Here is a 22068-nt window from a genome sequence, read left to right on the forward strand (position 1 = left end):
CCCTTCGGGCAGCGTTTGCTGGTTATTTCTACTACGTTATCGGCCTCTCATGTAGGCTAGCTACACATCAAAGCCTCTGCCTTGTAGAAATACCCAGCAATTCGCCGCAAAAACAAGCTCGAAAGATCAACACGCCCTAAAAATCCGACTAGAGAGGAAGTGCCAATGCTCAATGAAAACCATGCCTTTATCTTAGATTTCCCAGATCTTAAATTAGACATTGTTCAGCTCAACCACGACGACGAAAAATTCAAAGCAGACATGCAGAAATACCACCAACTCGACTACGACATCCGTCAGCTAGAAATCTCTGGCAGCCCTATCGATGACGACAGCATGCACAACCTCAAAGTAGAACGCATGGAGCTAAAAGACTCGCTACACAAACAGCTCACGCGCCATCACGCGCTTAAGATCGTATAGAAAAATCAATCCGATACTTTATTCTAAGCCATGCACTACGCATGGCTTTTTGGTTTCATAACAGCGCAAATCTAAGCTAATTCGGCTTCTTCAATTATGTTACTGTTTGCTTATTCGAAAGCGTTTGATAAGGAAGTGAGCAGAGTGACAATAGAAGAAGAGAACATACAATTCCAGCTCGTTTCAAATCTCGAATTCGAAGAACTGTTTGCGTGTGTTAAGCAAGGGCTTTTCATCCACGTTGATAGCGTTTTCGGATGGGATGACGACTTCCAACGTCAACGACTTTTAAACGAGTACAATCCCTCTTGGTTTCATTGGGTATACCTAGGAAAACAAAGGGTTGGACTTGTGTGTTTTAAGCCTTATGACAACGCATACCATGTTCACCTTCTGATCATTTCCCATCAATACCAAGATCAGTCTCTTGGTAAAAAAGTCATGTCACGCATCCACGAAAAAGCCCATCAAGAGCAACGAAACCAAGTCACTCTGTCGAGCTTTAGAAGTAACACCCGCGCCATCAGTTTTTATCAGGCGCTTGACTACCAAATTGTTGATGATAGTGATACTAATTTCGTGGGGATGACTCTCTATTTAAACTAGAAGCGACTTCGCTAATTAAACGCTCTCGCCACTCGCCCTTTGCTGCTCAATTCGTAATGGCCAATATAAGCTGGGATAAATACCGATTGCCCTTTGGTGAGGGTTAAGTGCTCGCCTTTCTGACTCATTAGCACTAGGTCATCATCTATTGCCATTAAAATTTCAGCGCCACTTGTGATGACTTCTTCTTGCTTTGGGCTATGAAAGATATTGAAATCAAAGTCACTAACCGGAATATCATAGCGATCACATTGACCTAACTTTGAAGGTGCTAACAACAAGCGTTCGAACGGAATTGGCGTGAATTTTGTGCAGGCGACTAACTCAGCGACATCAATGTGTTTTGGCGTTAAACCGGCTCGTAGCACGTTGTCTGAATTTGCCATAATCTCAAGCCCGGTTCCCTTAATGTAAGCATGCGGAGTGTTTGCATTCAAATACATCGCTTCACCCGGCTTTAGTGTGATCAAGTTTAGCAACAGAACACAAAATAGTCCGATATCGTTCGGGTACTGGTAGCTAAGCTCAGTAACCAAAGCAAACTCAGCTTGGTCTTGATGAGATGCTGCGTAAGTCAGAAGTTGCTCTAATGCACGGTGTTTACGTTGGTCATCTAGAGTTAACAGATCACGGAAAAATGCTTCTAAGCCTAGAGAATCAAGATTGCTACCAAACTCTTCAACCAAACCAGCCAGTTCGCTCGAATCCAACTTTTTGAACAGACCTAATATTTCCTCGAACTCTCGAAAGCCATTCATCGCTTGGTATTCAGTGATCGCGTAAACCAATTCAGGTTTGTGGTTCGAGTCTTTGTAATTACGATGCCCTGCGGTCAGAGGAATGCTTGCTTGCTCTTCTCTAGCAAAGCCAATTTCAGCTTGACGCTTGTTTGGGTGAACCTGAACAGACAACGCTTTTTCTGCTGCCAAGATCTTAAACAAGAACGGCAGCTCACCAAACTCCTGCGCAATATCACTTGATAGATAGGCCGGTTTATTCTTGTTAATCAGCTCAGAGAGAGGCACCAAGTGCTGGTCAAGCCTAACCATTGAGCAACCTTTTGGATGCGCTCCCATCCAAACTTCCGCTTGCGGCTCTTGTGACTCATTCTGAAAGCCAAACAGTTCACGTATCGAAGAAATGCTCCCCCATGCATAATTTTGGATGGTGTTTTCCATTGGGAAAAATGAGTATTCTGAGAAGTGGCTGAGTGACATGGCGTTTTCCGTAGTGAGCTCTTTGAACACAATTCAGAGAGCTGATTTCTAATAACGTAAATAATTAGAAAGACTACAGAGAGTAGCTAGAACCCACATGAGATGAGGTCTTAGGCGCAATAGGAAAAATTCTTAGAAACAGGTGAGATCGATGAAAAGCGTGAAAAGAGTCACATTTGAATATCACGCGTAGATAGCGCTGAGAATAAGATAGCGGCTTGTATCGCACCGGTTGCAATAGCGATGCAAGCAACAATACAAACACCAGCGACTATCTTGTTATCGGGAAGGGTCCTTAAAAGCCAGAGCGAACCTCTGCACTTTTCTGAGGTGATTGAGCTTGTAGGAAAGGCAGTAGCAGCAAGCCAATAACGGCCGCACAAGTCGAGATGGTAATGAAGAATCCACTCCAGCCATAAGTTTCTAGAACGAGCGCTAATGGGTAACCAGAAAGTGCTGCACCCATGTAAGCAAACAAGCCAACAAAACCTGTCGCCGCCCCAGCAGAGTCTTTGTGCGAGCATTCTGCCGCCGCCATGCCAATAAGCATTTGAGGACCAAAAACAAAAAAGCCGACACAAAACAGCCCAGCCGCTTGAAACACAAAATTGGTTAAAGGCATCAACCACAATGCAGAAACTGAAAGAAATATGCCGATGGCAAACAAGATGTTCATTGGACCGCGGTTGCCACCAAACAGCCTATCCGAGCCCCACCCAGCAACAAGTGAACCAACGAAACCGCCAATCTCAAACAGAGACAAGGCAGCGTTAGCGTTTATCAAACTGTAATTGTGTTCTTCGGTTAGGTATAAGTTACCCCAGTCGTTAACTGCCGTTCTTACGATGTAAACCAGCACATAGCTAAAGGCGAGCAACCAAATGTACTTATTGCTGAACACATAGGTTTTCAATATTTCTCGATAGCTTAACCCTTGTCCATGGTTCTCTTGCGCCAACTCTAGGTGGTCACTGCGCCACTTCCCTACCGTCGGGAGTCCCATGGTGGTGGGCTTGTCACGTAAGCGCCAGCAAACGATAAGACCGATACATACACCAATCACCCCCGGCCAGATAAACCCAGCTCGCCAACTGAATTGCAGCGTTAGATAACCCACGAGAATAGGAATGAGCGCCCCACCAACGTTGTGTGCTGTATTCCATATAGCCCAGCGAAAGCCTCTTTCGGAGCGAGAATACCAAGTCGTCAATAACTTGGAACACGATGGCCAGCCCCAACCTTGGAACCACGCATTCAGTACCCAAAGCGAGATGAAAGCCGCTAACGAACTCGAAAAGCCAAACGCGATGTTTATCAGACCAGTCGCGATTAGGCCAAGCCCCATGAAGTAACGAGGGTTTGAACGATCCGATATCGTGCCTGATATAAATTTAGATAAGCCATAAGAAAGATAAAAGAGCGTGCCAATTAAGCCGATATCGCCTTTGTCCAAGCCAAGGTCGGTGATCATGGCTGGCGCGGCATAATTAAAGGTTTTACGAGTAAAGTAAAAACCTGCATAGCCGACATACATACCTATCATGATGTGGAGGCGCCAGTAGCGATAACTCTGATTGACCTCATCATCAGTTAGAGCATCACTCTTTGACATTGTTGAGCGCAGAAATCCAAACATATTCGTTCTCACACTTTAGGTAATGTAACGCTGATATTGGTACCCGAAGATGAGCCATTAGCGTTGATTGTCATCTTGCCACCGAGCGCCTGAACTCGCTCTTGCATACCACGAACCCCCATTCCCTTGAGAAGGTCTTGCGCTGTAAAACCAACGCCATTGTCTGAGATCCGAAGATAAGCCTGATCATCTAGAATCAGTTCAATTCTGATTTCGCTCGCGTTGGCGTATTTAGAGGCATTGTTTAGAGATTCTTGGCACAGCCTGAAGATAGTGACCTTAAGCGTGTCACTCAAACACGAGTAATCACCTTGCCAATTTAACTGGATATCAACGCCGTGATCCGAAAACTCCATCTCTCGAATAAGCTGTTCCACGGAATCTTTTAGTTCAAGATCGTCCAACATCTTAGGTCTTAGTTTTGTAAGTAGGCGTTTGGTGGTGTCATAAACATTCAAAGACAATGACTCAATCGTCCCCGCACAGCGAACGCTCATCTCAGCCGCATCGACACGTTTAATAATGCTTGCCTGCGTACGAATTGCCGTGATGTTTTGGCCAATTTCATCATGCAGCTCACGCGCAATATCACGACGAACCGACTCTTCAGCTGTTATTAGCTGGCGTGAAAGGTTTTGGTTTCTGGAAAGCTCGCTTCGCAATTTGGAGTTGAGATCTTTCTGCTTTTGAACCGCAAGGCCCAGCAATATACCGGTAATAGTTTGAGCCGATAGAGACAAGAGTAAGTCGGTAATTTCGAGTTTGGACGTTCCGCTATGAGCAGCAATCAGCGCAACACTGTTTAACAAGGTCGCCAGTAAAGCGCCTTGCCATCCGTAACGTACGGCCAGCAAGATAATAGGGATCGCCATACAAAATGGGGCGAAGCGCCTTAGTTCATCAGGCAAGCTGGTTTGTATCAAAATACTGGCCACCAGCAACACACTGTATAAAGCGATGTGACGGATTTTGAACTCTACAACATTATGGATTAAGTAAGAGCTCAGTGGCGCCCACTTATTTTGGAATAGATAGTTCCAGACCAGATAACACATAGGTACCAGCATCAATCCACCCGTGATACTCGCTAACCACACCATGTAAACGGCTGGAACATGAGAACCCACCACGGCAACGTTAATTAATGCGGTAACCATGATTAAGCTCGCCATCACTAACAAGTGACGATTTTGATCACCATAGTAATAACGCTTGGCAAATAGAGTGGCAGGAATACTTAATCCACTGGCGACTAGTATGGTCAGCCATTGGGGTTCATCAAGCAATAACGCTAACGCGATCGCAAGTCCCCACTCTGCAATATAGATAGCAGGCCAATAGTGAGTGCGAGTGTGCAGCGTCATTCCCAATCGAAGTGAGAATGGGAAAAGCAGAATGGCTAACTCAGGGTCATTAATAAAATAGAAGGCAATAACCCATAAACAAAACCATGCACAGCCAGCCATAAAAACCCCACATAGTGAGGTGGCTAGATAGGAGCGCATTAGTACTGATCTTGAGTGAACAATTTAGCTAACTCAACGTTGTTCTTAACATTGAGTTTGTCCATGGCATTGGCACGGTGTACATGCACCGTTTTATGACTAACTCCTAGCTCAACGGCGATAGATTTCACATCGAGCCCCGTTGCCAATAACTGACACACTTCGCTTTCTCGGCGGGTGAGTTGGTTTAAAGAGGCTTTATTCTTCATGGGTGTCGCAAGCTTTATAGCGATATCGGGCGTGAGATAACAGCCACCATTTGCGCTCGTGTGTACGGCTTGGATTAACTCATCTGGGCTGCAGCGCTTGCTGAGATAACCTTTGGCTCCTAACTCTAATGACTTCTCAACCATCGCCGGAGAGTCATGCACGCTCAGCATGATACTGGCAATGCCTGATGGAATTTCTTCCAATAAGCTCAAGCCACTTTCATCCTGCATTGAAATATCCAAGATAACGACATCAGGGTGACAACTTGGCAATCCGAGGCGCGCTTCTGCCGCAGAGTTAAATTCACCCACGACCGTAATATCAGTTTCAAGACTGAGTAATTGAGCAAAGCCCGAACGAACAATGACGTGGTCATCAACAAGCGCAACATTAATCATGATATTAACCAGAATTAAGAGTAAGAAAGAAAAATAGCCCCGACAGGAGCTATTTAATATTAAGTTTATTGATAGAGATGATACTGAATCGAACTAGCGATTGGTATGATCTCACGTGCTTTAATCAAATAAAGCACGTGATAATAATTACGCGTTTTGAGCCGCTAGGTGCATCTTCTTCGCGTGACGAATTTTCTTCTCTTCCGCAACCGCAACGAATAGCAATAACACGATACAAATGGCAGCTGACGTATCGAGTGCTGCGAATGTCCCTTTCCAACCCGTTAAGCCGAAAATTGGCGTGCCATCCGCGATCATACCTAGGCCAAGTTTGGCAAAGCTGTCACCTATTAGGTAAGCAAATGTGCCTTTCACGCCGTCAGCAACACTGATTGCTTTCTTAGGTACAAAACCTACCGCAGCAACACCAATCAACAGTTGAGGACCGAACACTAGGAAGCCAAGTACGAACAGTGACGCTAGGTACATGAACTCGCTCGTTGCATTTTGGTAGAACTCTAGAGAGACAATAATCAATCCAAGCGATACACAAGCAACTAAAGCACGACGTCCGTTCGCAAGGTCTGATAAATAACCCCACATCAATGTGCCAACCAGAGCACCGACTTCAAACAGAGTAAAGCCTGAAATCGCCGTTTCCTTTGATAGACCTAGCTCTTGATACGCGTAAACGGTAGACCATTGATCGATACCGATACGAACAATGTATAAAAAGATATTCGCGAAGCAGAGTAACCAGATCACTTTGTTTTTTAGAATGTATTCAACAAAGATCTCTTTCTTGGTCATTTGATTTTCTTCAGCGATAGTATCTTCTTCGCTAATTTCTTCATCAAACAACTCTTCAACTGTACCTAAGCCGTATGCTTCTGGAGAATCATTACCAAAACGCATGCCAATAAAGCCGACCACAATCGCGATGATAGATGGGAAAACGAACATACCAACAACGTTGCCATCAAATAGGTAATTGGCACCAAACAGAGCAACACCAGCAGCACCCGCACCACCCACGTTGTGCGACATATTCCAAAGACCTAAATATGAACCACGCTTATTGCGAGGCGTCCATTTAGTGATGGTTGAGTAACTTGAAGGGCCACCCGTACTTTGGAAAAAACCACTCAATGCGTAGAAGGCAACCATCATGAATAAGCTAGCGCTGCCGCCACCCATACTGAAGCTGAAGCCCAACATGGCAATACCAGAAAGGACAAGCATGAATGGCAGGAACTGTTTGGTATTTTTACCATCGGCGTAATAGGAAACGACGGTTTTACCAATACCATAAGTAATTGAGAAACCAAGACCGATAAGACCTAGATCGGTCATTGATAACCCATAAGTAGAAATCATGTCGTTTTGCGCGACATTGAAGTTCTTACGGATCAAATACATGGTTAGATAACCAATGAACACGACTAGGTAAGATTGTAGGAAGGGTTTAAACCACATTTTTCTTCTAGTTTCGACCGGAAGATCCAGTGTCGGTTTTCGAACCTGATCTAGGAACTTTAACATTGTGAACTCTCTTATTATTTATGAGGTCTGCACGGCATAATTGCGACCATGCATTCTTTGTTAGTTGACCGTGAAATAATAAGGAGTCTAAAAATCGACCGCATGAGAGAGGGTCTTAGAATAACTAGGAAAAATTCCTAGTTCAGAATTGGGAGTCAAGAAAGCGTGAACAGCATCACTTTGTTTACGGTCTGTTATGTATTGATATTACGATAACAAAAGTAACTCATTTCAAGGCTGATGAACTTTGTAAACGAACAGACACAAGTGAAACACTTCGCCTAAAAAAAGCGCCAGTGTCGATTCATCACCATCAAACTCCATGGTATGCCCGATACTGGCTCAACATTCATTCCTATTAAAATAGATTCGATAGGCTTGTTACGTTTTGCGCGAATCGAACTACAGTCGTTTACCGCTGCCGTCTTCCCACATTACTTCGCACTCTTCTGTGATAGCGGCTTTCAACAGTTCAACCAACGGAAAAGCTCGGCTACCGATATTGACAGGCGCTTCAACAACTTCTTCTTCATTATCGTCATCAGCATTCTCTTGCTCGATTGGTTTGCTCTGCTCTGCGGCTATCGCAGTACGTAAATTATCCAGAGCTTGAGGAACGTCTGGAGCATCAATGGCTCCTGGAATAGCGCCACTATGTCCAAGCATCTTAATGAACTGAAGACCTACCTCACCAAACATCGTGACGCTAGCATGAGCCTTGCAACTAAAGGTAATTAACATAATGAGCCTCTATCAAATTTAGGTATCTATAAACATTTAGCTATCTACAAGCATTTAGCTATATACAAACTATGTTGAGTAAATCATTGGAAAGCAAGTAGATAATAACTAAATCGCTTTTGCCAAATCGAACCTTGATTATCCTCACGCTCGGACAAGCTTGCGCCGTCAGTGATACACATCACTATTTATTATTGGTTGATTGCTTTTTAATATAAAACCTTGATAACAATCACACTAAATAGCCATCTAAACCTCTGCGTAGCTTATTATTTAATCTACTATTAACTCCATTATCAAAATCTTTGGCACAAATCACATGAAAAGGCTGGTCGGCAGACACCTAGAAGAAATGGCGGACATACGATCCACCCGCAAGCAAAAAATTGTCCACTCCTTTTCACTGACTGCCGCTGCGTTATTCATTTTCTACACTTGGGCTTACTTCCAAGGCCAACATTACACACTGTCGGTTTTCGAATTGTGTTTTGCACTGATCGCTATCTCCAATGCATTTTACGTAAGAAAAGTCATTAACCCTGAATATTCCGAATTGGTCCTGAGCGGTGTTTTACTGGTTCAAGGGGTCATCCTATTTTTGTACAGTCACGCCATTCCTGACCGAATTCTTTGGCTCTACCCTATTCTGGCGGCGGTGATTTTTATCAATGACTTCAGAATTGGAATCATCTTTAGCACCTCATTTTGTTTGTTTATCAGCACCTTGATTACGGCAATGCCCAATAACTTTTCTCTGCCATTTAACAGCACACATCGGTTTATTCTTAGCCTGTTTACTATGAGCTTGGTGTGTCACACATCCGCTTATTACTACACAAAAGCCGTCAGTTATATCCAACGCCTTTATAAAGAAGGCATTGAAGATCTGGCCTACAGAGACCAACTTACCGGATTGGCCAACCGTTGGAGCTTTGAGCGCTGGGCGGTAGAAAAGCTTGCGACAGTGGATAGTGAGCGATCACTTACGGCATTGGTCTTTTTAGATATTGATGACTTTAAAGGCATTAACGACAGCTACGGGCACGACGTAGGAGACAGTGTCTTACAGCACTTTGCTAATCGCTTGAGTAACAACATTCGAACCAGAGACAGAAAAAGCCATGAATACGACTATTCGATTGCGCGCTTTGCTGGCGACGAGTTTGTTTTGATGCTCTACGATGTACCAACTCGTAAAGATCTAGACGGTATTTTAGATAGGATTTGTGGGTTATTCGAAAGTGGTTGCCAGACAAACGAGAGAATCAAGGAATTAACGCTCAGTGTGGGGGTGTCTTTGTATCCGCAAGATGCTCAAGAGCTACATGAACTGACGAGATGTGCTGATAAAGCGATGTATGTCGCTAAGCATTCAGGAAAAAACCGATACGCTTATTATCACGACAATCCAGTATCGACATTGATCGAAGAACTACCGACGAACCTAACCTTCTCAGAATCGGATTCATCTGAGCTTGAAGATTGTCTTGAAGCAAAAGTCGAAGGGAACAATGTTACGCTGTTAAAAACGCGTCAACGTTAACCATTAATATCGCTGACTGCTAAACGCACTAACCTGCCATATACATAAGCCATAGGCTCACTAACCCGATCACAATCATCCATATGACTTGTCGTGTTCGGTTTGGGTTATTGCCTCTAGGTCTCACTACCGTTTTAAAAGCAGCTTGCTTAGCCGACTGAATAAACGGTGCTTCGATCGCACGCTTTTTCACGCGACGTTTAACCGCGCTGTTCGCAACCTCGGTAAAACGCTGCCCTTGCTCCGTTGTAAAGTCGTTATCAAAGCCCATCCGACCTTGCCTTTCGCCATGTTTTTGCTGTACTGCCATAGCGGCCTCCTTGGCGGTCTACTCTATATTGAGTATAGGCATAATTTCATATTGTTACCTGTTCAACATTATTGTTACCTGTTCAAAATTTTCGAATAAGTCACTCAACGCTATGCCATCTTCTTTTTAAATCGAATTACATAAACTACAGCTATTCAAGTTTATGAGGGTTTCAAAATGACGAGTGTAAGAACAGTAGATCATGTGATTGCAGCACATGCCACCTCCGATGGTGATGGCGTCAAAATCCAAAGACTCGCTGGCTTCAATAACACGCGTTTCTCTCCATTTTTGATGATTGATGAACTTAAGTCAGATGAAAGCAAAGACTATGTTGGAGGCTTTCCTCCGCACCCTCACCGTGGTATAGAAACGCTCACTTACATGCTCCAAGGTCACTTTCAACACAAAGACCACATGGGGAATGTTGGAGAGCTACGCAGCGGTGGCGCACAGTGGATGGCCGCGGGTCGTGGTGTTATTCACAGCGAAATGCCAATGATGGAAGAAGGCGCACTGCATGGCTTTCAGATTTGGATAAATCAGCCTGCGTCACACAAAATGCTGCCCGCGCAATATCACGACTTCCAGAGTGAAAGCATTACAGAACACCAAAGTGAACAACGTGGTTTATTGAGAGTGATAGCCGGTGGGTTTGAACTGCATAACCAAACTGACGATGATTCAGAGGCTTCACGAGTGCAGGGTCCATTACAGAAAACAGGTGTGCCATTAAGCGTTGCGGATTGGCGCTCTCATGCTGGGCAAAAAGTGGCGTTAGGGACTAATGTTAATCACAATGCCATGACTTATGTGTACCGAGGCAGCATTAAGATCGGCGACAAAGTGATCAAGCAAGGTCAGCTTGCCCTGCTCACCAAAGCTGAATGGCTTTCTTTAGACAGCTTAGAAGATTCAGGTGTACTGGTTTTTTCTGGTGAACCGATTAATGAACCTGTTGTGCACTATGGTCCGTTCGTCATGAATTCAATGGAAGAGATTGAACAGACGATTCAGGATTACAACAACGGCGTATTTGAGACTTACTGATTTACCAATGTCTGTCTTTGAATTTTGAATTGAATTTTGAATTGAGCTTTGAATTGAAGATTGAAGATTGAAGATATTTTGCAACGAACAACGATTTGGTCATCCATTTGATGACTGCAAAAACAAGTGACACTATCCACTGCCGGTTACTATCACTTATTTAACCACGCTCTTAGAGCGTGGTTTTTTTTCTATTAAATCAGAGATAAACGATGCCCTGATTAAACGAATTTAGAGCGAGTTACAGATATTCACACAGGTAAGCTGTCGCTTCTTTTACCTGTAAGTCGAATGAAGAATCACCCGCAACGTCAAAAGACTCACCAGATTGGTATGTCGTCCAGTCATCATCGCCAACACGCTTTACAATTAAAGCACCTTTAACAACGGTCATCTTTTCTGGAGCCGCAGTACCGAACGTGTATTCGCCAGCCTCCATCACACCAACACTCACATCAGCACCAGCTTGGTTAAACGCTAATGACTTAACGCCACCTTCAAAGTATGTGTTTTCTTTAATCATTGTACTTCCTTGTTATCTCAAAATTGCAATTATTGGACTCAACGAATGAGCCTATGCGTAAATCTAGGTGATAATTGTTTTAACCAATTCGAGACTGTCCTACAAGAAATAAATACGCATAGCTTAGGCATTTCTTGAATTCGCTTTCATTGATAACGTAAATACCAAAGAATTAGGCAAAAAATCGCCAACGCAACCAAATTTATTGGAACATTCGATCCTGCTTCTAACTCTTATAACAATTTTTGCAAACTAAGGTTTTAGTTAATAGAATCTAAAATAATATCAGTGGGGAAATGAAGAAATAATGGCAAAAAAGTCGGTCAAAAGCAGAGATTTATTTGCCAACTCGTTACTCTACAGCTTCCTATTAGCTGGTTTTATGATTGCCCTCACCGCGGGCTATTTTGCTTACCAAGCCCACCAACAATCTGTCAGCCCAAGCAATGTCTATGGCACATGGATAGAGATTGCAGCACCACCTTACAATACTGATACCCTGACACTTTCAGATAATGGTGTGATGATGAATCATCGCCTCATTGCTACCTCGTTTGATTTTGATGGCAAGATTGTCACGATTAGCACAGGCTCTGGAACCACCGTTTACACCATCAGTGGTACTTACGATTCTCCTCGCTTGAAGCGACTAGAGCCAAGCGTACCATCTCAGCAATTTATTAAAGAAGGCTACGAGGATACTGCAGCTGGTGATACCCACAGTGTTATGCAACAAAGACGCGCTTCCTTAGCCGAGCAATTCAAAAGATAATCCCCTTCTCAGTCTTCTTCAGTCGTCTAAATAATAGTCTTCTCCGTAAAAAGTATTCTCCGCATCACTACTTTCATATTTACCTACCGATCTGCACCGCTCACCCAGCACACTTCGCTTTGTGATACTGCTTCAACTTGCGATATTTTCTTATCGTTTGTCGCATCTTTGCATAACTTCATGTCGTGGATTTTCACTTATGAGATTTTACTTCTGAAGGGTGTTTTATTTTATAAAACATGGACTCAGCCTCTCACTCATTAAGCAACAGAATTGTAACGAAATACTATTTTTTAGTTGTCCATCGAAAACGGATTTATTTTCAGTTATAAAATTAAAACTCTCTCGAATACTGACTGGGAAGCTCCTTCAAAACTGACTGGAGCCGTTTATGGGGCCATTTGGTTCTCGTAACCTTCAAGGAATGAGAGAAATAGTATGATTCGTATAAATACCTGTGCGGCAAGCATTGCTCTAGCGCTATCTGGTACAGCATTAGCTGCTCCAACAGCACCTAGCATCGACATGTACGGTTCCAACAACCTGCAGTTTTCTAAAATTGAACTCGCGATGGAAACCACATCAGGCTACAACCAGATGGTTAAATATCACGACAAAGCAAAGGTCGACGTCAAGTTCAACCAATGGAGCGGAACGTCAGGAAACACGTACAACATCTACTTCGATGGCGTTAAAGTTGCCACTGGCCCTATTACTGGTAGCCAAACTACAGCTTCATTCGAATACGGCCAAGGCGGCTTATTTCAGATGGAAATCGAGGCGTGTGACGAAACAGGCTGCGCCAAGAGTGCTCCCGCTCAGATCACGATTGCAGATACTGATGGTTCACACTTAGCGCCACTTGCAATGAATGTTGATCCGAACAATAAGTCATACAACACCGACCCAAACACGGTAGTAGGCACTTACTTTGTGGAATGGGGTATTTATGGTCGTGATTACACGGTTGATAACCTACCCGCTGACAACTTGACCCATATCCTTTATGGCTTCATCCCAATTTGTGGTCCAAATGAATCAGTAAAATCGGTAGGCGGCAACAGCTACAACGCACTCATGACAGCCTGTCAGGGTGTAAACGATTACGAAGTGGTGATTCATGACCCTTGGGCAGCTTTCCAAAAAAGTTTCCCGCAAGCTGGGCACGAATACAGCTCACCTATCAAGGGTAACTACGCAATGATGATGGCGCTAAAACAGCGCAATCCAGACTTGAAAATCATTCCATCAATTGGTGGTTGGACACTGTCTGACCCGTTCTTCGATTTCACTACAAAAGCGAACCGCGACACGTTCGTTGCATCGGTTAAGAAGTTCCTAAATACATGGAAGTTCTACGATGGTGTCGATATTGACTGGGAATTCCCAGGTGGAGGCGGTGCTGCTCCCGATCTTGGTGACCCTGTGAATGACGGCCCTGCTTACATTGCATTGATGGCAGAACTGCGCGTTATGTTGGATGAGCTAGAAGCTGAGAACGGCCGTACTTACGAGCTAACATCAGCGATCGGTGTTGGTCACGATAAGATTGAAGACGTGAACTACGGCGATGCTATCCAATACATGGATTACATCTTCGCAATGACTTACGACTTCTACGGCGGTTGGAACAACGTCTTAGGTCACCAAACAGCACTCAACTGCGGTAACTTCATGCGCCCTGGCCAATGTGATGGCACAGGCCTTGATGAAAATGGCGAACAGTACACTGGCCCTGCTTACACTACAGACAACGGCATCCAATTGCTTCTTGCGCAAGGCGTTCCAGCGAACAAACTTGTGGTTGGTACAGCAATGTACGGTCGTGGTTGGGAGGGCGTATTACCGTCATCACTTTCAGATCCTAGCGATCCAATGACAGGCGTGGGTAATGGCAAACTAACCGGCAGCTCTGCGCAAGGCGTATGGGAAGATGGCGTTATTGACTACAAAGGCATAAAAGCGAACATGCTTGGTGCAAACAACCAAGGCATCAACGGCTTTGAATATGGCTACGACGAAATGGCAGATGCGCCTTACGTTTGGAACCGTACTTCAGGCAAGTTGATCACATTTGATGATGACCGCTCAGTGAAAGCAAAAGGCGCATACGTTCGTAGCCTTGGCCTTGCGGGTCTATTCTCTTGGGAAATTGATGCGGATAACGGCGATATCCTAAATGCGATGCATGAAGGTCTAGCAGTTGGAACTACTGACCCTGTAAACCGTAAACCAACCGCAGCAGCGGGCGCAGATCAATCGGTTGAAGGCCCTGCTTCTGTTTCTCTAGATGGCAGCGCTTCAAAAGACAGCGACGGTACAATTGCGAGCTACGCTTGGTCACAAGTAAGCGGAACGGCGGTAACTCTGGCCAGCGCGAATGCGGCTGTTGCGAGTTTCGATGTAGTGGAAGTCACACAACAAGAGACTCTGACATTCAGCCTAACCGTAACAGACAACGAAGGCGCAACGTCCACCGACACCGTTGTGGTAACGGTAAACCCTAAAGACACAGGTCCAGTTAATACCGCTCCAGTAGCTGTGGTTACGGCTCCGACTGAAGTGAATTCGGGTGATGTAGTCGTGGTTGATGCTTCAGCTTCGAGCGATGCAGACCAAGACACGCTGTCCTTCACGTGGGATGTACCTGCAGGTATTGATGCTACTGTTCAAGGCGCTTCAGTAAGCTTTGTCGCGGCGGAATACACGCAAGACACGGTACTGAACTTCTCTGTGACAGTGAGTGATGGTACAGATACATCAGTCGCGGCTACTTCAGTGAAAGTCCTGAAGAAAACCACAGGCGGCGGTACGTGTACTAACGCTTGGGATTCAGGCGCGGTCTACAATGGCGGTGATCAAGTGACTCAAGACGGTAAAGTTTGGGAAGCGAAGTGGTGGACAACAGGTGAAGATCCAACAACGACAGGCCAATGGGGCGTGTGGAAAGAGATCGGTCCAGCAAGCTGCTAACTAAAAATAGTGCTTAGTTAAATACTGACTAAGCATCAACTAAATCCCTAAATCAAAGGCCAACCAGAGAATATCTGGTTGGCCTTTTTATTATTTGTTTTCTTAACTGGCGTTCTACTGACTTGCGCTCGTTAAGCTTAGCCAATCAAGTTATCAAAGCTCTCGAACACTTGCGGGCACTTCATCACTCGTCCGTGGCCTTGACCTTGAGTCGCGATTAAGGTGACACGATCCATTTCATTAGCTGCACGCTGAGAGACATCAAACTTAGTAAACTTGTCTTGCTCATCATGAACAATGATCGTCTGAGACTCACGAAGCGCTAGCTTTCCATAGGGATCCACAGACTGAATTGGGTAGTTAAACTGCTCTTCTACTTCTCCGACTACCGCCTCAAACAGTTTCATTGAGTAACCAGAACGAGCAACACTGCCAAATAGGTTTTCTAGATAATCCAGTACAGGTGCAATCAGCAATAACGGCTTGTTTTCCAATTTAACGTGCTTACATTCCAATGCAGAAGCGGTACCCATGCTATGACCGACCAAACCTGCTACCTCTCCCACTGAATCGAGAATGGCTTCAAGACCGTTCACAAACGCAGGGATATGACCATGTACCCCATCACTGCCACCATGAGCAGGATGATCGTAAGCTAGAGCCGTAAAACCTTTAGCTGCGATATGTTCCATTAAAGGAAAGAACTGACTCGCGGTGCCTGACCAACCATGAGTTAACACCCAAACTGGACCGGTACCCAAAGAGTAGGTTTTTAAAACACCATCACGACCATTGATTTCACTCTTGACCAGCCCTTGCGGATCGGCATTTTTCTGCTCAGTACGCATTGGAGTGAGCAGCAGCTTACGTGCCGTTTTCTTCGCATGACTTGGCGCTAAAATGTAGTGCAGATTGGTTGTAGCGCCAATCAAGCTACGCTTGAAGCTAAATTTGTTCGATGTATTGAAATAGATTTTGTCACTCATGACCGTTCCTTGTATCGCCATCATTGTTGGCGGATCGAGCTCGGCCCTAAAATCGAACGACCGTGCTATTTGTTAGTATAAAAAATGGCGAAAACGCTATTTATGACTGCTTGCCGCCACTTCTCTTAAAATCTTTTGCAAACCTTAACTAAGCAAGGTCACATGCTTTGCGAATTCCATGATTTTCGAACTTCATGATTTGCGAGCTAAGTGGCTTACGAGTTAACCTGCTGTATGTATTAAACCGCTTTCCAACTGGCTACCAAGCGTTCTACACCACTCCAAAAATGGGTGTGGCTCGCTTGTTGACCTCGTAACGAGTAGAACAAGTTCGCACTCAAATAAAGGCCATATAACTCAAAGGTTGCCTGTTTTGGATCTAAATCGGCCCTGAACTGTTTGCTCTCAACCGCTTTTGCTACCTGAATCGTCAAGTAATCAATCCACACTGAAATGGTTTTCTGCAGTGCCTTCTGAATCACAGACGTTTCGCTGCCTGCATCTTTCCATGCATCAATAAACATGCAGCTGCCTTGGAACGAATGATTCCAGCCCAACCAATTGTCGAGCAGCTGTTTCAATTTCGCTTCAATATCACCATCTCCCAGCTCTCTTGCGGGAATGATGACTCTTTCGGTGAATATGGCGTTGGAATACTCGAGTACAGAGAGTTGCAGGTTTTCTTTAGAGTTGAAGTGTGCAAACAAGCCACTCTTAGACATGCCACACTGCTTGGCTAACTCGCCAATCGTCAAACTCTCAAGCCCATTCTCACTCGCAAGCGCGAATGCATGGCTCAAAATATACTCTTTGGTTATCTTTCCCTTGCTCATTATTCACCAATAATAAATCTGATACATTATTTTTAGCACGTTCGTTCTTTTTTTCAAGATTTTTTACTTAACCCTTGGTATTCATTTTGTCTTATCAAAGAACTGTGGAAAAATGCGACAGCATTCATAGGAAATTGAAATCGACTAACAAAGGAAAAACAATGAACACACTTTGGGAACAGTTTGCGTTTTCGGCGTCGGTAACAGGCCCTATCTGTTTAATGCTGTTTCTCGGTGTGATGCTCAAGCGAATCGGCTTAATCAATGACAATTTCATTGATGTCGCATCTAAGGTGGTATTTCAAGTCACCCTGCCCGCAATGCTATTTCTGAGTATTGTTCAATCGAATCACAACTTTTCAGCCAGTAGCGCGTTAGTTGCGTTTGGCGTCATCGCTAACTTTATCTTTTTCTTGTTCACGATTTTCTCAACCAAGTTAGTATTCAAAAGCTCTAAAGATCAAGGTGTGATCATCCAGGGTGGATTCCGCGCTAATACCGCGATCATCGGCCTCGCCTACGTGGCTAATATTTATGGCAACCAAGGCGTGGCATTGGCTGCTATCTATGTCGCATCTCTGACCGTGCTGTATAATATTCAAGCCGTGATAGCACTGACACCCAAAGGCAAAGACACCGGCGCTAAAGCCATTAAAGTGATCGCCAAGTCCATCACCAAAAACCCGTTAATCATCGCTATTTTCTTAGCAGTCGTCTTCTATGCACTTTCAATTCCCATTCCAAAAATGGTGACTGATGCTGGGCAATACTTTGCCAACATGACTTTGCCTTTGGCTCTACTTTGTACTGGTGGTTCTCTAGATATTAGTTCGCTTAAACAAGAAAAGTTGTCTACGTGGTTCGCCTCTAGTTACAAGTTAATCGCGTCACCTTTACTGACTACACTGGCTGGCTGGTACTTAGGGTTTGAAGGGCTCGATCTCGGACTTATCTTCTTGATGAGCGCAGCACCAACGGCAGCGGCAAGCTATGTTATGGCGCGTGCGATGGGAGGAAACTCAACACTCGCGGCTAACATCATCGCTCTTACTACTGTTGTTTCTCTTATCACTTGTACACTAGGTATATTTGCACTCACTGCAATGGATTTAATATAGCTGCGACAAGCTTCAAAAAACCGACACAAGCCTTGAAACAAAGGTCATAAGCCTTGATTTAGGACTAACTGGTTGGGCATAAAGGCTGCTAGATTTCGTAAAAATTTTACTGAGAGATCTGATATGTCTTCCGTTCAACATACGCCTTCACAACACATCGCCAGTATCGAGTTAGGCAGAGTGATTGCTATCTTGGCGATCATTGGTTTGCTCGGCCAAATGGCACTCACTTATTGGCAAATAGATGAAGTGCCTTGGATCGGTTATGTGCTCAACCAAACCGCTCGTTTTGCGGTACCTCTGTTCTTCCTTATTTCCGGTTACCTTATTCAGCCCAAGCTGACTGCCTCCCCGTGGCAAACCGTCATCAATTACTCTAAACCACTACTCAAAGTTTGGTTGGCATGGAGCATCATTTGCTTAGTGATGCCATTCAATCTCGCGAAAGTAGAAGAATTTGGCTATCTAGGTGAACGTGAAGGCTATTGGGGTTTCTTAATGAATACCCCACTCAACTCTTTCTTAGAGGGTGGGTTGGTACATTTATGGTTCATTCCCGCCCTTGTGTGCGCGGTTTTGATCATCGCCTTGATGGTAGAGATGAAGCTCGATAAGCTTCTACTGCCGGTGGCCATTCTGCTTTACGTCTATGGTGTATTGGCGGGCAGCTACACAAGCTTAACCGACCTTAGTGCCCCTTTCTTCACACGTAACGGTCCGTTCTTCAGCACGTTAATGGTGACCTTAGGTTTCCTCATTCGTCAGCATCAATGGAAAGTGTCCTCAGCCAAAGCATTAGGGTTATTGGCGTTAGGCATGGTCATCCACTTTGCCGAAGCGGCATGGCTAACCCAATTTGATATCGCCTTTAATATTCACGATTTCTTGTTTGGTACAGCGTTATGGGGGATTGGTGTGTTCATGTGGCTTTTAGTTAATCCAAACATCGGCGATTACGCATGGGTTCGCGCTATCTCGAATCGTATGCTGGGTATTTACGTTTGCCATCTGCTGATCATTATTTTACTGTTCAATGTCTGCGGAGTATTGGGCATCACTGAGCTCGCTAAAGACATCACCGTGTTCTTCGGCACCTTTACCCTGAGCTTTATATTGATCGCTGGTATAGAAAAAACGCCACTGCGCCACTGGTTACTTCGTTAGTGCTCATCTAGCCAACGACGTATTACAGGCCTAGTGAAACCCCTCAGTCTGTAATTTGCCTTGATGATGCAACATTCTTTTCTGCAACGAGGTTCGCCTTGCCAGTGAAAGCACTAACTCGCTTTCACTGGCAACTTTAAACTCCAACATCCCTTTCCCTCTTATGCGTTACTCTCTTTTAACCACTGACGTGGTGACACACCCGATACATGCTGAAATGCGCGTGAGAAACCTGAATAACTGCTGTAACCGACTTCATCGGCAATCCAGTTGATGGGCTTATTTTGCAGTAGCAGAGATTGAGCAACGGAAACGCGCCACTTTTGCACGTAATCTCCCGGTGTTTCACCCACCTCACGCTTGAACGCCTCAATAAACTGAGTACGAGACATCGCAGACAATGACGCCATTTCTGCAACCGAAAAGTGACGAGCAGGCAACCGGTGAATAGCCGTCACCACAGTAGCAAGCCTTGGGTGTGCAAGAGCAGAGAAAACGCCGCTATCGATTTTTTGTTGTTCAATGAGATGACGAAAAATCAACGCCATCAACGCATCACTCAACTTGTCCATTAGGTATTGCTGCCCTGACGATTGTTGTCCTGAAGATGCTTGCCCCGACTCTCGAAACAGCACCTCAATCACAGGCATTAAGTTCGGTGCATCTTCAAACGGAATCACTATCATGTCGGGCAGAGCCGATAATAAAGGATTCATCTGCCCTGAACGATACTCCACGTTCGCACACACAAGCTCTGCACCCTCTCCCACACCTTCAATTGCATGTGGTGTGGTATTCGGCAGGTAAATAATACAGGGCTGAGAAAGCAGCCGGCATTCCGTATGAGCACCAGACAAGGTCAACTCCCCCGAGCTTAATACATGAAGGTGCCCTTCTTTGCCTTGTTGCGCGTTAAATGACGACACCCCACACAGGTTTCCAGAATAGAAAACGCCAGTGCGTATCGAGAAGTGTTCCATTAATTGTGACAGCAGATCCATGCACCCTCCGAACGATTCGCTTAGTTTTTAGTTCTTTTGTCCCTTTATAGACCGGACAAGTGGGCTAAATTACTTCAAACAAAATAACCAACACTGACAAGGAACTTGATATGTCACACATGAAATCGACCAGTCAAAAAATCACTCTATTGGCCGCGTTACTAGGAACCAGCTTTTCGTTAATGGCAGCAGACCTTGATATGAGTGTCGACAACAATGATCTCGCCATTAAAGGTTATGACCCTGTTGCTTACTTTGCCAATGAGGGGCCAGTTAAAGGCACATCTGAATTCACAGCGACTTATAAGAATGCGATTTATAACTTTGTGAGCAGTGAAAACCGAGATGAATTCCGATCTAACCCATCGGCTTATGCGCCTCAATATGGTGGCTATTGTGCCTTTGGTGTGGCAATGGGTAAGAAATTTGAAACGGACCCACTAGCTTGGAAAGTAGAAGGTGGGAAGCTGTACTTAAACTTAGATAAGTCAGTTCAAAAGCGTTGGCTGGAGAATACGCAAGAATTCATCCAAGACGCCAACAGCAATTGGACCACTATAAAAACCGTGGAAGCCTACAAGCTTTAAGTTCTAAGAGCTAGGTTCTAGCCTTCAACGTTTATCCTTTGCCCACTAACAAAACGGAAGCGACCGAACGCTTCCGTTTTGATTTTCACGGCTCAAATACAAATAAGCAGCCAATTATTGATAACACCAAGATAACAGCGATGTAACGCTCAAATCAGAGATAAATCAGTGCGATTTCAGCACGAATCAAAACCATTTTTATTCTATACTCCTAAAGATAAGCTTTTCTTTTCATGGAAGAATAATGATATTACTTAGGATTTTAGCAATCGGACTCTATGCTTTATCAACACTGACTTACGCTGCTCCATGGCAGTTCGTAAAAAGTGAAGATGGCATCATCATTGATAAGAGACCTCACACTGAAGGCTTGGTAGAAATACGAGCACAAATGCAAACGCCCACCACTTATTCTGGTTTTTTGCTGTTATTGGAAGACAGCGCGAACGTGCCAAACTGGATAGATAACGTATCGGAAAGTCGTGTTTTGATGCAGATATCTGAGGATGAAAATATCGTCTATACCCAGTTCAAAGCGCCTTGGCCTGCCAGAGATCGCGATATGGTGACCTACTCAAAATACAGCATCGAGGATGGGCAGTTTGTCTTGTCGATCAAGGATGCGTCTGATTATTTGACGAAAGAGTCGGGGTACATTCGAATTTATGATGTAGATGCCTTATGGACCCTGCAACCGCTGACAAATGGTAATACCTATATCACCTATACCGCTTACGCGAACGCAGGTGGCATCCTGCCAAATTGGTTAATGAACAAATTATCGATTGATAGTGCACTGAGCACGTTTAAAGGACTAAAAGAACAATTACAGAAGTACCAAGGCCAGCAGCACCCTAACCTGCCAAGTGAATCTCGCTAGCGATACCAGTCGATGGGTAGATAACTAGGTGGCGAAGTAAATAAGTAAGT

At 44.6% G+C, this 22068-nt stretch carries 21 protein-coding genes; 10 read left to right on the top strand and 11 right to left on the bottom strand.

Translation table 11 applies throughout. The annotated features are described in order from the left end of the window. Nucleotides 1–165 precede the first annotated feature (165 nt). Together AB4589_RS08280 and AB4589_RS08285 are read left to right on the top strand one after the other, a co-directional pair. Nucleotides 166–423 (top strand): YdcH family protein, encoded by a 258-nt coding sequence (locus AB4589_RS08280; RefSeq protein ID WP_009846137.1) that lies wholly within the window; start codon nucleotides 166–168, stop codon nucleotides 421–423. A 96-nt stretch (nucleotides 424–519) separates the two neighbouring features. Continuing rightward, on the top strand, nucleotides 520–1029 hold the full coding sequence (locus AB4589_RS08285) for a GNAT family N-acetyltransferase (RefSeq protein ID WP_372100105.1): 510 nt from the start codon (nucleotides 520–522) through the stop codon (nucleotides 1027–1029). A gap of 11 nt (nucleotides 1030–1040) precedes the next feature. On the opposite strand, the gene manA is transcribed toward AB4589_RS08285, so the two are convergent. The 6 genes from manA to AB4589_RS08315 all read right to left on the bottom strand — a co-directional run bounded on the left by manA (nucleotide 1041) and on the right by AB4589_RS08315 (nucleotide 8278). Next, the gene (manA, locus tag AB4589_RS08290) at nucleotides 1041–2246 is read right to left on the bottom strand and encodes a mannose-6-phosphate isomerase, class I (protein ID WP_372100107.1); all 1206 of its coding nucleotides are present in this window, start codon (nucleotides 2244–2246) and stop codon (nucleotides 1041–1043) included. A 295-nt stretch (nucleotides 2247–2541) separates the two neighbouring features. Beyond that, nucleotides 2542–3882: an MFS transporter gene (locus tag AB4589_RS08295; protein ID WP_208774425.1), complete on the bottom strand. Its 1341-nt coding sequence runs from the start codon at nucleotides 3880–3882 to the stop codon at nucleotides 2542–2544. A gap of 8 nt (nucleotides 3883–3890) precedes the next feature. Next, entirely contained in the window at nucleotides 3891–5387 is a 1497-nt protein-coding gene (gene uhpB / locus AB4589_RS08300) for a signal transduction histidine-protein kinase/phosphatase UhpB (protein ID WP_280543740.1), read from the bottom strand. Further along, nucleotides 5387–5995 carry a transcriptional regulator UhpA gene (gene uhpA / locus AB4589_RS08305; RefSeq protein ID WP_004732761.1) on the bottom strand — a complete coding sequence of 203 codons (609 nt, stop codon included), beginning with the start codon at nucleotides 5993–5995 and terminating at the stop codon, nucleotides 5387–5389. The genes uhpB and uhpA overlap by 1 nt, the downstream gene beginning before the upstream one ends. Before the next feature lie 147 nt (nucleotides 5996–6142). Then, nucleotides 6143–7537 carry a hexose-6-phosphate:phosphate antiporter gene (uhpT, locus tag AB4589_RS08310; RefSeq protein WP_017094229.1) on the bottom strand — a complete coding sequence of 465 codons (1395 nt, stop codon included), beginning with the start codon at nucleotides 7535–7537 and terminating at the stop codon, nucleotides 6143–6145. 402 nt (nucleotides 7538–7939) lie between these two features. Further along, nucleotides 7940–8278 carry a DUF1840 domain-containing protein gene (locus AB4589_RS08315; RefSeq protein WP_065583564.1) on the bottom strand — a complete coding sequence of 113 codons (339 nt, stop codon included), beginning with the start codon at nucleotides 8276–8278 and terminating at the stop codon, nucleotides 7940–7942. A gap of 352 nt (nucleotides 8279–8630) precedes the next feature. Here AB4589_RS08315 and AB4589_RS08320 point away from each other — a divergent pair, with 352 nt between their 5' ends. Beyond that, nucleotides 8631–9821, top strand: coding sequence for a GGDEF domain-containing protein (locus AB4589_RS08320; protein WP_135454450.1), 1191 nt, complete (start codon nucleotides 8631–8633; stop codon nucleotides 9819–9821). 28 nt (nucleotides 9822–9849) lie between these two features. Here the strand turns inward: AB4589_RS08320 and AB4589_RS08325 are convergent, their stop codons facing one another. Then, on the bottom strand, nucleotides 9850–10131 hold the full coding sequence (locus AB4589_RS08325; protein ID WP_004732756.1) for a hypothetical protein: 282 nt from the start codon (nucleotides 10129–10131) through the stop codon (nucleotides 9850–9852). 177 nt (nucleotides 10132–10308) lie between these two features. Between AB4589_RS08325 and AB4589_RS08330 the strand changes: the two genes are divergently transcribed. After that, entirely contained in the window at nucleotides 10309–11181 is an 873-nt protein-coding gene (locus AB4589_RS08330) for a pirin family protein (protein WP_372100110.1), read from the top strand. A 241-nt stretch (nucleotides 11182–11422) separates the two neighbouring features. On the opposite strand, the gene AB4589_RS08335 is transcribed toward AB4589_RS08330, so the two are convergent. Next, nucleotides 11423–11704, bottom strand: a complete 282-nt coding sequence (locus AB4589_RS08335) for a pyrimidine/purine nucleoside phosphorylase (RefSeq protein ID WP_017082986.1) — start codon at nucleotides 11702–11704, stop codon at nucleotides 11423–11425. Between the two features lie 307 nt (nucleotides 11705–12011). Between AB4589_RS08335 and AB4589_RS08340 the strand changes: the two genes are divergently transcribed. Both AB4589_RS08340 and AB4589_RS08345 read left to right on the top strand, forming a co-directional pair. Continuing rightward, a complete protein-coding gene (locus AB4589_RS08340) occupies nucleotides 12012–12476 on the top strand; it encodes a DUF2850 domain-containing protein (protein ID WP_017092427.1) in 465 nt (154 codons plus the stop codon). A 438-nt stretch (nucleotides 12477–12914) separates the two neighbouring features. Next, entirely contained in the window at nucleotides 12915–15449 is a 2535-nt protein-coding gene (locus tag AB4589_RS08345; protein WP_372100112.1) for a glycosyl hydrolase family 18 protein, read from the top strand. A 137-nt stretch (nucleotides 15450–15586) separates the two neighbouring features. Here AB4589_RS08345 and AB4589_RS08350 read toward each other — a convergent pair whose 3' ends face one another. Together AB4589_RS08350 and AB4589_RS08355 are read right to left on the bottom strand one after the other, a co-directional pair. Then, nucleotides 15587–16435, bottom strand: a complete 849-nt coding sequence (locus tag AB4589_RS08350; RefSeq protein ID WP_371707002.1) for an alpha/beta hydrolase — start codon at nucleotides 16433–16435, stop codon at nucleotides 15587–15589. Between the two features lie 239 nt (nucleotides 16436–16674). Then, the gene (locus tag AB4589_RS08355; protein ID WP_004732750.1) at nucleotides 16675–17268 is read right to left on the bottom strand and encodes a TetR/AcrR family transcriptional regulator; all 594 of its coding nucleotides are present in this window, start codon (nucleotides 17266–17268) and stop codon (nucleotides 16675–16677) included. Nucleotides 17269–17429: 161 nt separating this feature from the next. Here AB4589_RS08355 and AB4589_RS08360 point away from each other — a divergent pair, with 161 nt between their 5' ends. Both AB4589_RS08360 and AB4589_RS08365 read left to right on the top strand, forming a co-directional pair. Then, nucleotides 17430–18386, top strand: a complete 957-nt coding sequence (locus AB4589_RS08360) for an AEC family transporter (RefSeq protein WP_372100114.1) — start codon at nucleotides 17430–17432, stop codon at nucleotides 18384–18386. Between the two features lie 123 nt (nucleotides 18387–18509). Further along, nucleotides 18510–19550 (top strand): acyltransferase, encoded by a 1041-nt coding sequence (locus AB4589_RS08365; protein ID WP_372100116.1) that lies wholly within the window; start codon nucleotides 18510–18512, stop codon nucleotides 19548–19550. A gap of 161 nt (nucleotides 19551–19711) precedes the next feature. Here AB4589_RS08365 and AB4589_RS08370 read toward each other — a convergent pair whose 3' ends face one another. Next, a complete protein-coding gene (locus tag AB4589_RS08370) occupies nucleotides 19712–20551 on the bottom strand; it encodes a cupin domain-containing protein (RefSeq protein ID WP_372100117.1) in 840 nt (279 codons plus the stop codon). A 110-nt stretch (nucleotides 20552–20661) separates the two neighbouring features. Between AB4589_RS08370 and AB4589_RS08375 the strand changes: the two genes are divergently transcribed. Together AB4589_RS08375 and AB4589_RS08380 are read left to right on the top strand one after the other, a co-directional pair. Continuing rightward, the gene (locus AB4589_RS08375; protein ID WP_009846117.1) at nucleotides 20662–21138 is read left to right on the top strand and encodes a YHS domain-containing (seleno)protein; all 477 of its coding nucleotides are present in this window, start codon (nucleotides 20662–20664) and stop codon (nucleotides 21136–21138) included. A gap of 244 nt (nucleotides 21139–21382) precedes the next feature. Continuing rightward, nucleotides 21383–22018: an START domain-containing protein gene (locus AB4589_RS08380; protein ID WP_371709979.1), complete on the top strand. Its 636-nt coding sequence runs from the start codon at nucleotides 21383–21385 to the stop codon at nucleotides 22016–22018. Nucleotides 22019–22068: the final 50 nt, after the last annotated feature.

The organism is Vibrio sp. 10N.222.49.A3 (assembly GCF_041475145.1).
Classification (GTDB): Bacteria; Pseudomonadota; Gammaproteobacteria; order Enterobacterales; family Vibrionaceae; genus Vibrio; species Vibrio tasmaniensis_A.

What these genes read in the sequence shown, in the direction of transcription:
- AB4589_RS08280 (WP_009846137.1), top strand. Translation starts at nt 166, where the DNA reads ATGCTCAATGAAAACCATGCCTTTATCTTAGATTTCCCAGATCTTAAA.
- AB4589_RS08285 (WP_372100105.1), top strand. Translation starts at nt 520, where the DNA reads ATGTTACTGTTTGCTTATTCGAAAGCGTTTGATAAGGAAGTGAGCAGA.
- manA (WP_372100107.1), bottom strand. Translation starts at nt 2,246, where the DNA reads ATGTCACTCAGCCACTTCTCAGAATACTCATTTTTCCCAATGGAAAAC.
- AB4589_RS08295 (WP_208774425.1), bottom strand. Translation starts at nt 3,882, where the DNA reads ATGTTTGGATTTCTGCGCTCAACAATGTCAAAGAGTGATGCTCTAACT.
- uhpB (WP_280543740.1), bottom strand. Translation starts at nt 5,387, where the DNA reads ATGCGCTCCTATCTAGCCACCTCACTATGTGGGGTTTTTATGGCTGGC.
- uhpA (WP_004732761.1), bottom strand. Translation starts at nt 5,995, where the DNA reads ATGATTAATGTTGCGCTTGTTGATGACCACGTCATTGTTCGTTCGGGC.
- uhpT (WP_017094229.1), bottom strand. Translation starts at nt 7,537, where the DNA reads ATGTTAAAGTTCCTAGATCAGGTTCGAAAACCGACACTGGATCTTCCG.
- AB4589_RS08315 (WP_065583564.1), bottom strand. Translation starts at nt 8,278, where the DNA reads ATGTTAATTACCTTTAGTTGCAAGGCTCATGCTAGCGTCACGATGTTT.
- AB4589_RS08320 (WP_135454450.1), top strand. Translation starts at nt 8,631, where the DNA reads ATGGCGGACATACGATCCACCCGCAAGCAAAAAATTGTCCACTCCTTT.
- AB4589_RS08325 (WP_004732756.1), bottom strand. Translation starts at nt 10,131, where the DNA reads ATGGCAGTACAGCAAAAACATGGCGAAAGGCAAGGTCGGATGGGCTTT.
- AB4589_RS08330 (WP_372100110.1), top strand. Translation starts at nt 10,309, where the DNA reads ATGACGAGTGTAAGAACAGTAGATCATGTGATTGCAGCACATGCCACC.
- AB4589_RS08335 (WP_017082986.1), bottom strand. Translation starts at nt 11,704, where the DNA reads ATGATTAAAGAAAACACATACTTTGAAGGTGGCGTTAAGTCATTAGCG.
- AB4589_RS08340 (WP_017092427.1), top strand. Translation starts at nt 12,012, where the DNA reads ATGGCAAAAAAGTCGGTCAAAAGCAGAGATTTATTTGCCAACTCGTTA.
- AB4589_RS08345 (WP_372100112.1), top strand. Translation starts at nt 12,915, where the DNA reads ATGATTCGTATAAATACCTGTGCGGCAAGCATTGCTCTAGCGCTATCT.
- AB4589_RS08350 (WP_371707002.1), bottom strand. Translation starts at nt 16,435, where the DNA reads ATGAGTGACAAAATCTATTTCAATACATCGAACAAATTTAGCTTCAAG.
- AB4589_RS08355 (WP_004732750.1), bottom strand. Translation starts at nt 17,268, where the DNA reads ATGAGCAAGGGAAAGATAACCAAAGAGTATATTTTGAGCCATGCATTC.
- AB4589_RS08360 (WP_372100114.1), top strand. Translation starts at nt 17,430, where the DNA reads ATGAACACACTTTGGGAACAGTTTGCGTTTTCGGCGTCGGTAACAGGC.
- AB4589_RS08365 (WP_372100116.1), top strand. Translation starts at nt 18,510, where the DNA reads ATGTCTTCCGTTCAACATACGCCTTCACAACACATCGCCAGTATCGAG.
- AB4589_RS08370 (WP_372100117.1), bottom strand. Translation starts at nt 20,551, where the DNA reads ATGGATCTGCTGTCACAATTAATGGAACACTTCTCGATACGCACTGGC.
- AB4589_RS08375 (WP_009846117.1), top strand. Translation starts at nt 20,662, where the DNA reads ATGTCACACATGAAATCGACCAGTCAAAAAATCACTCTATTGGCCGCG.
- AB4589_RS08380 (WP_371709979.1), top strand. Translation starts at nt 21,383, where the DNA reads ATGATATTACTTAGGATTTTAGCAATCGGACTCTATGCTTTATCAACA.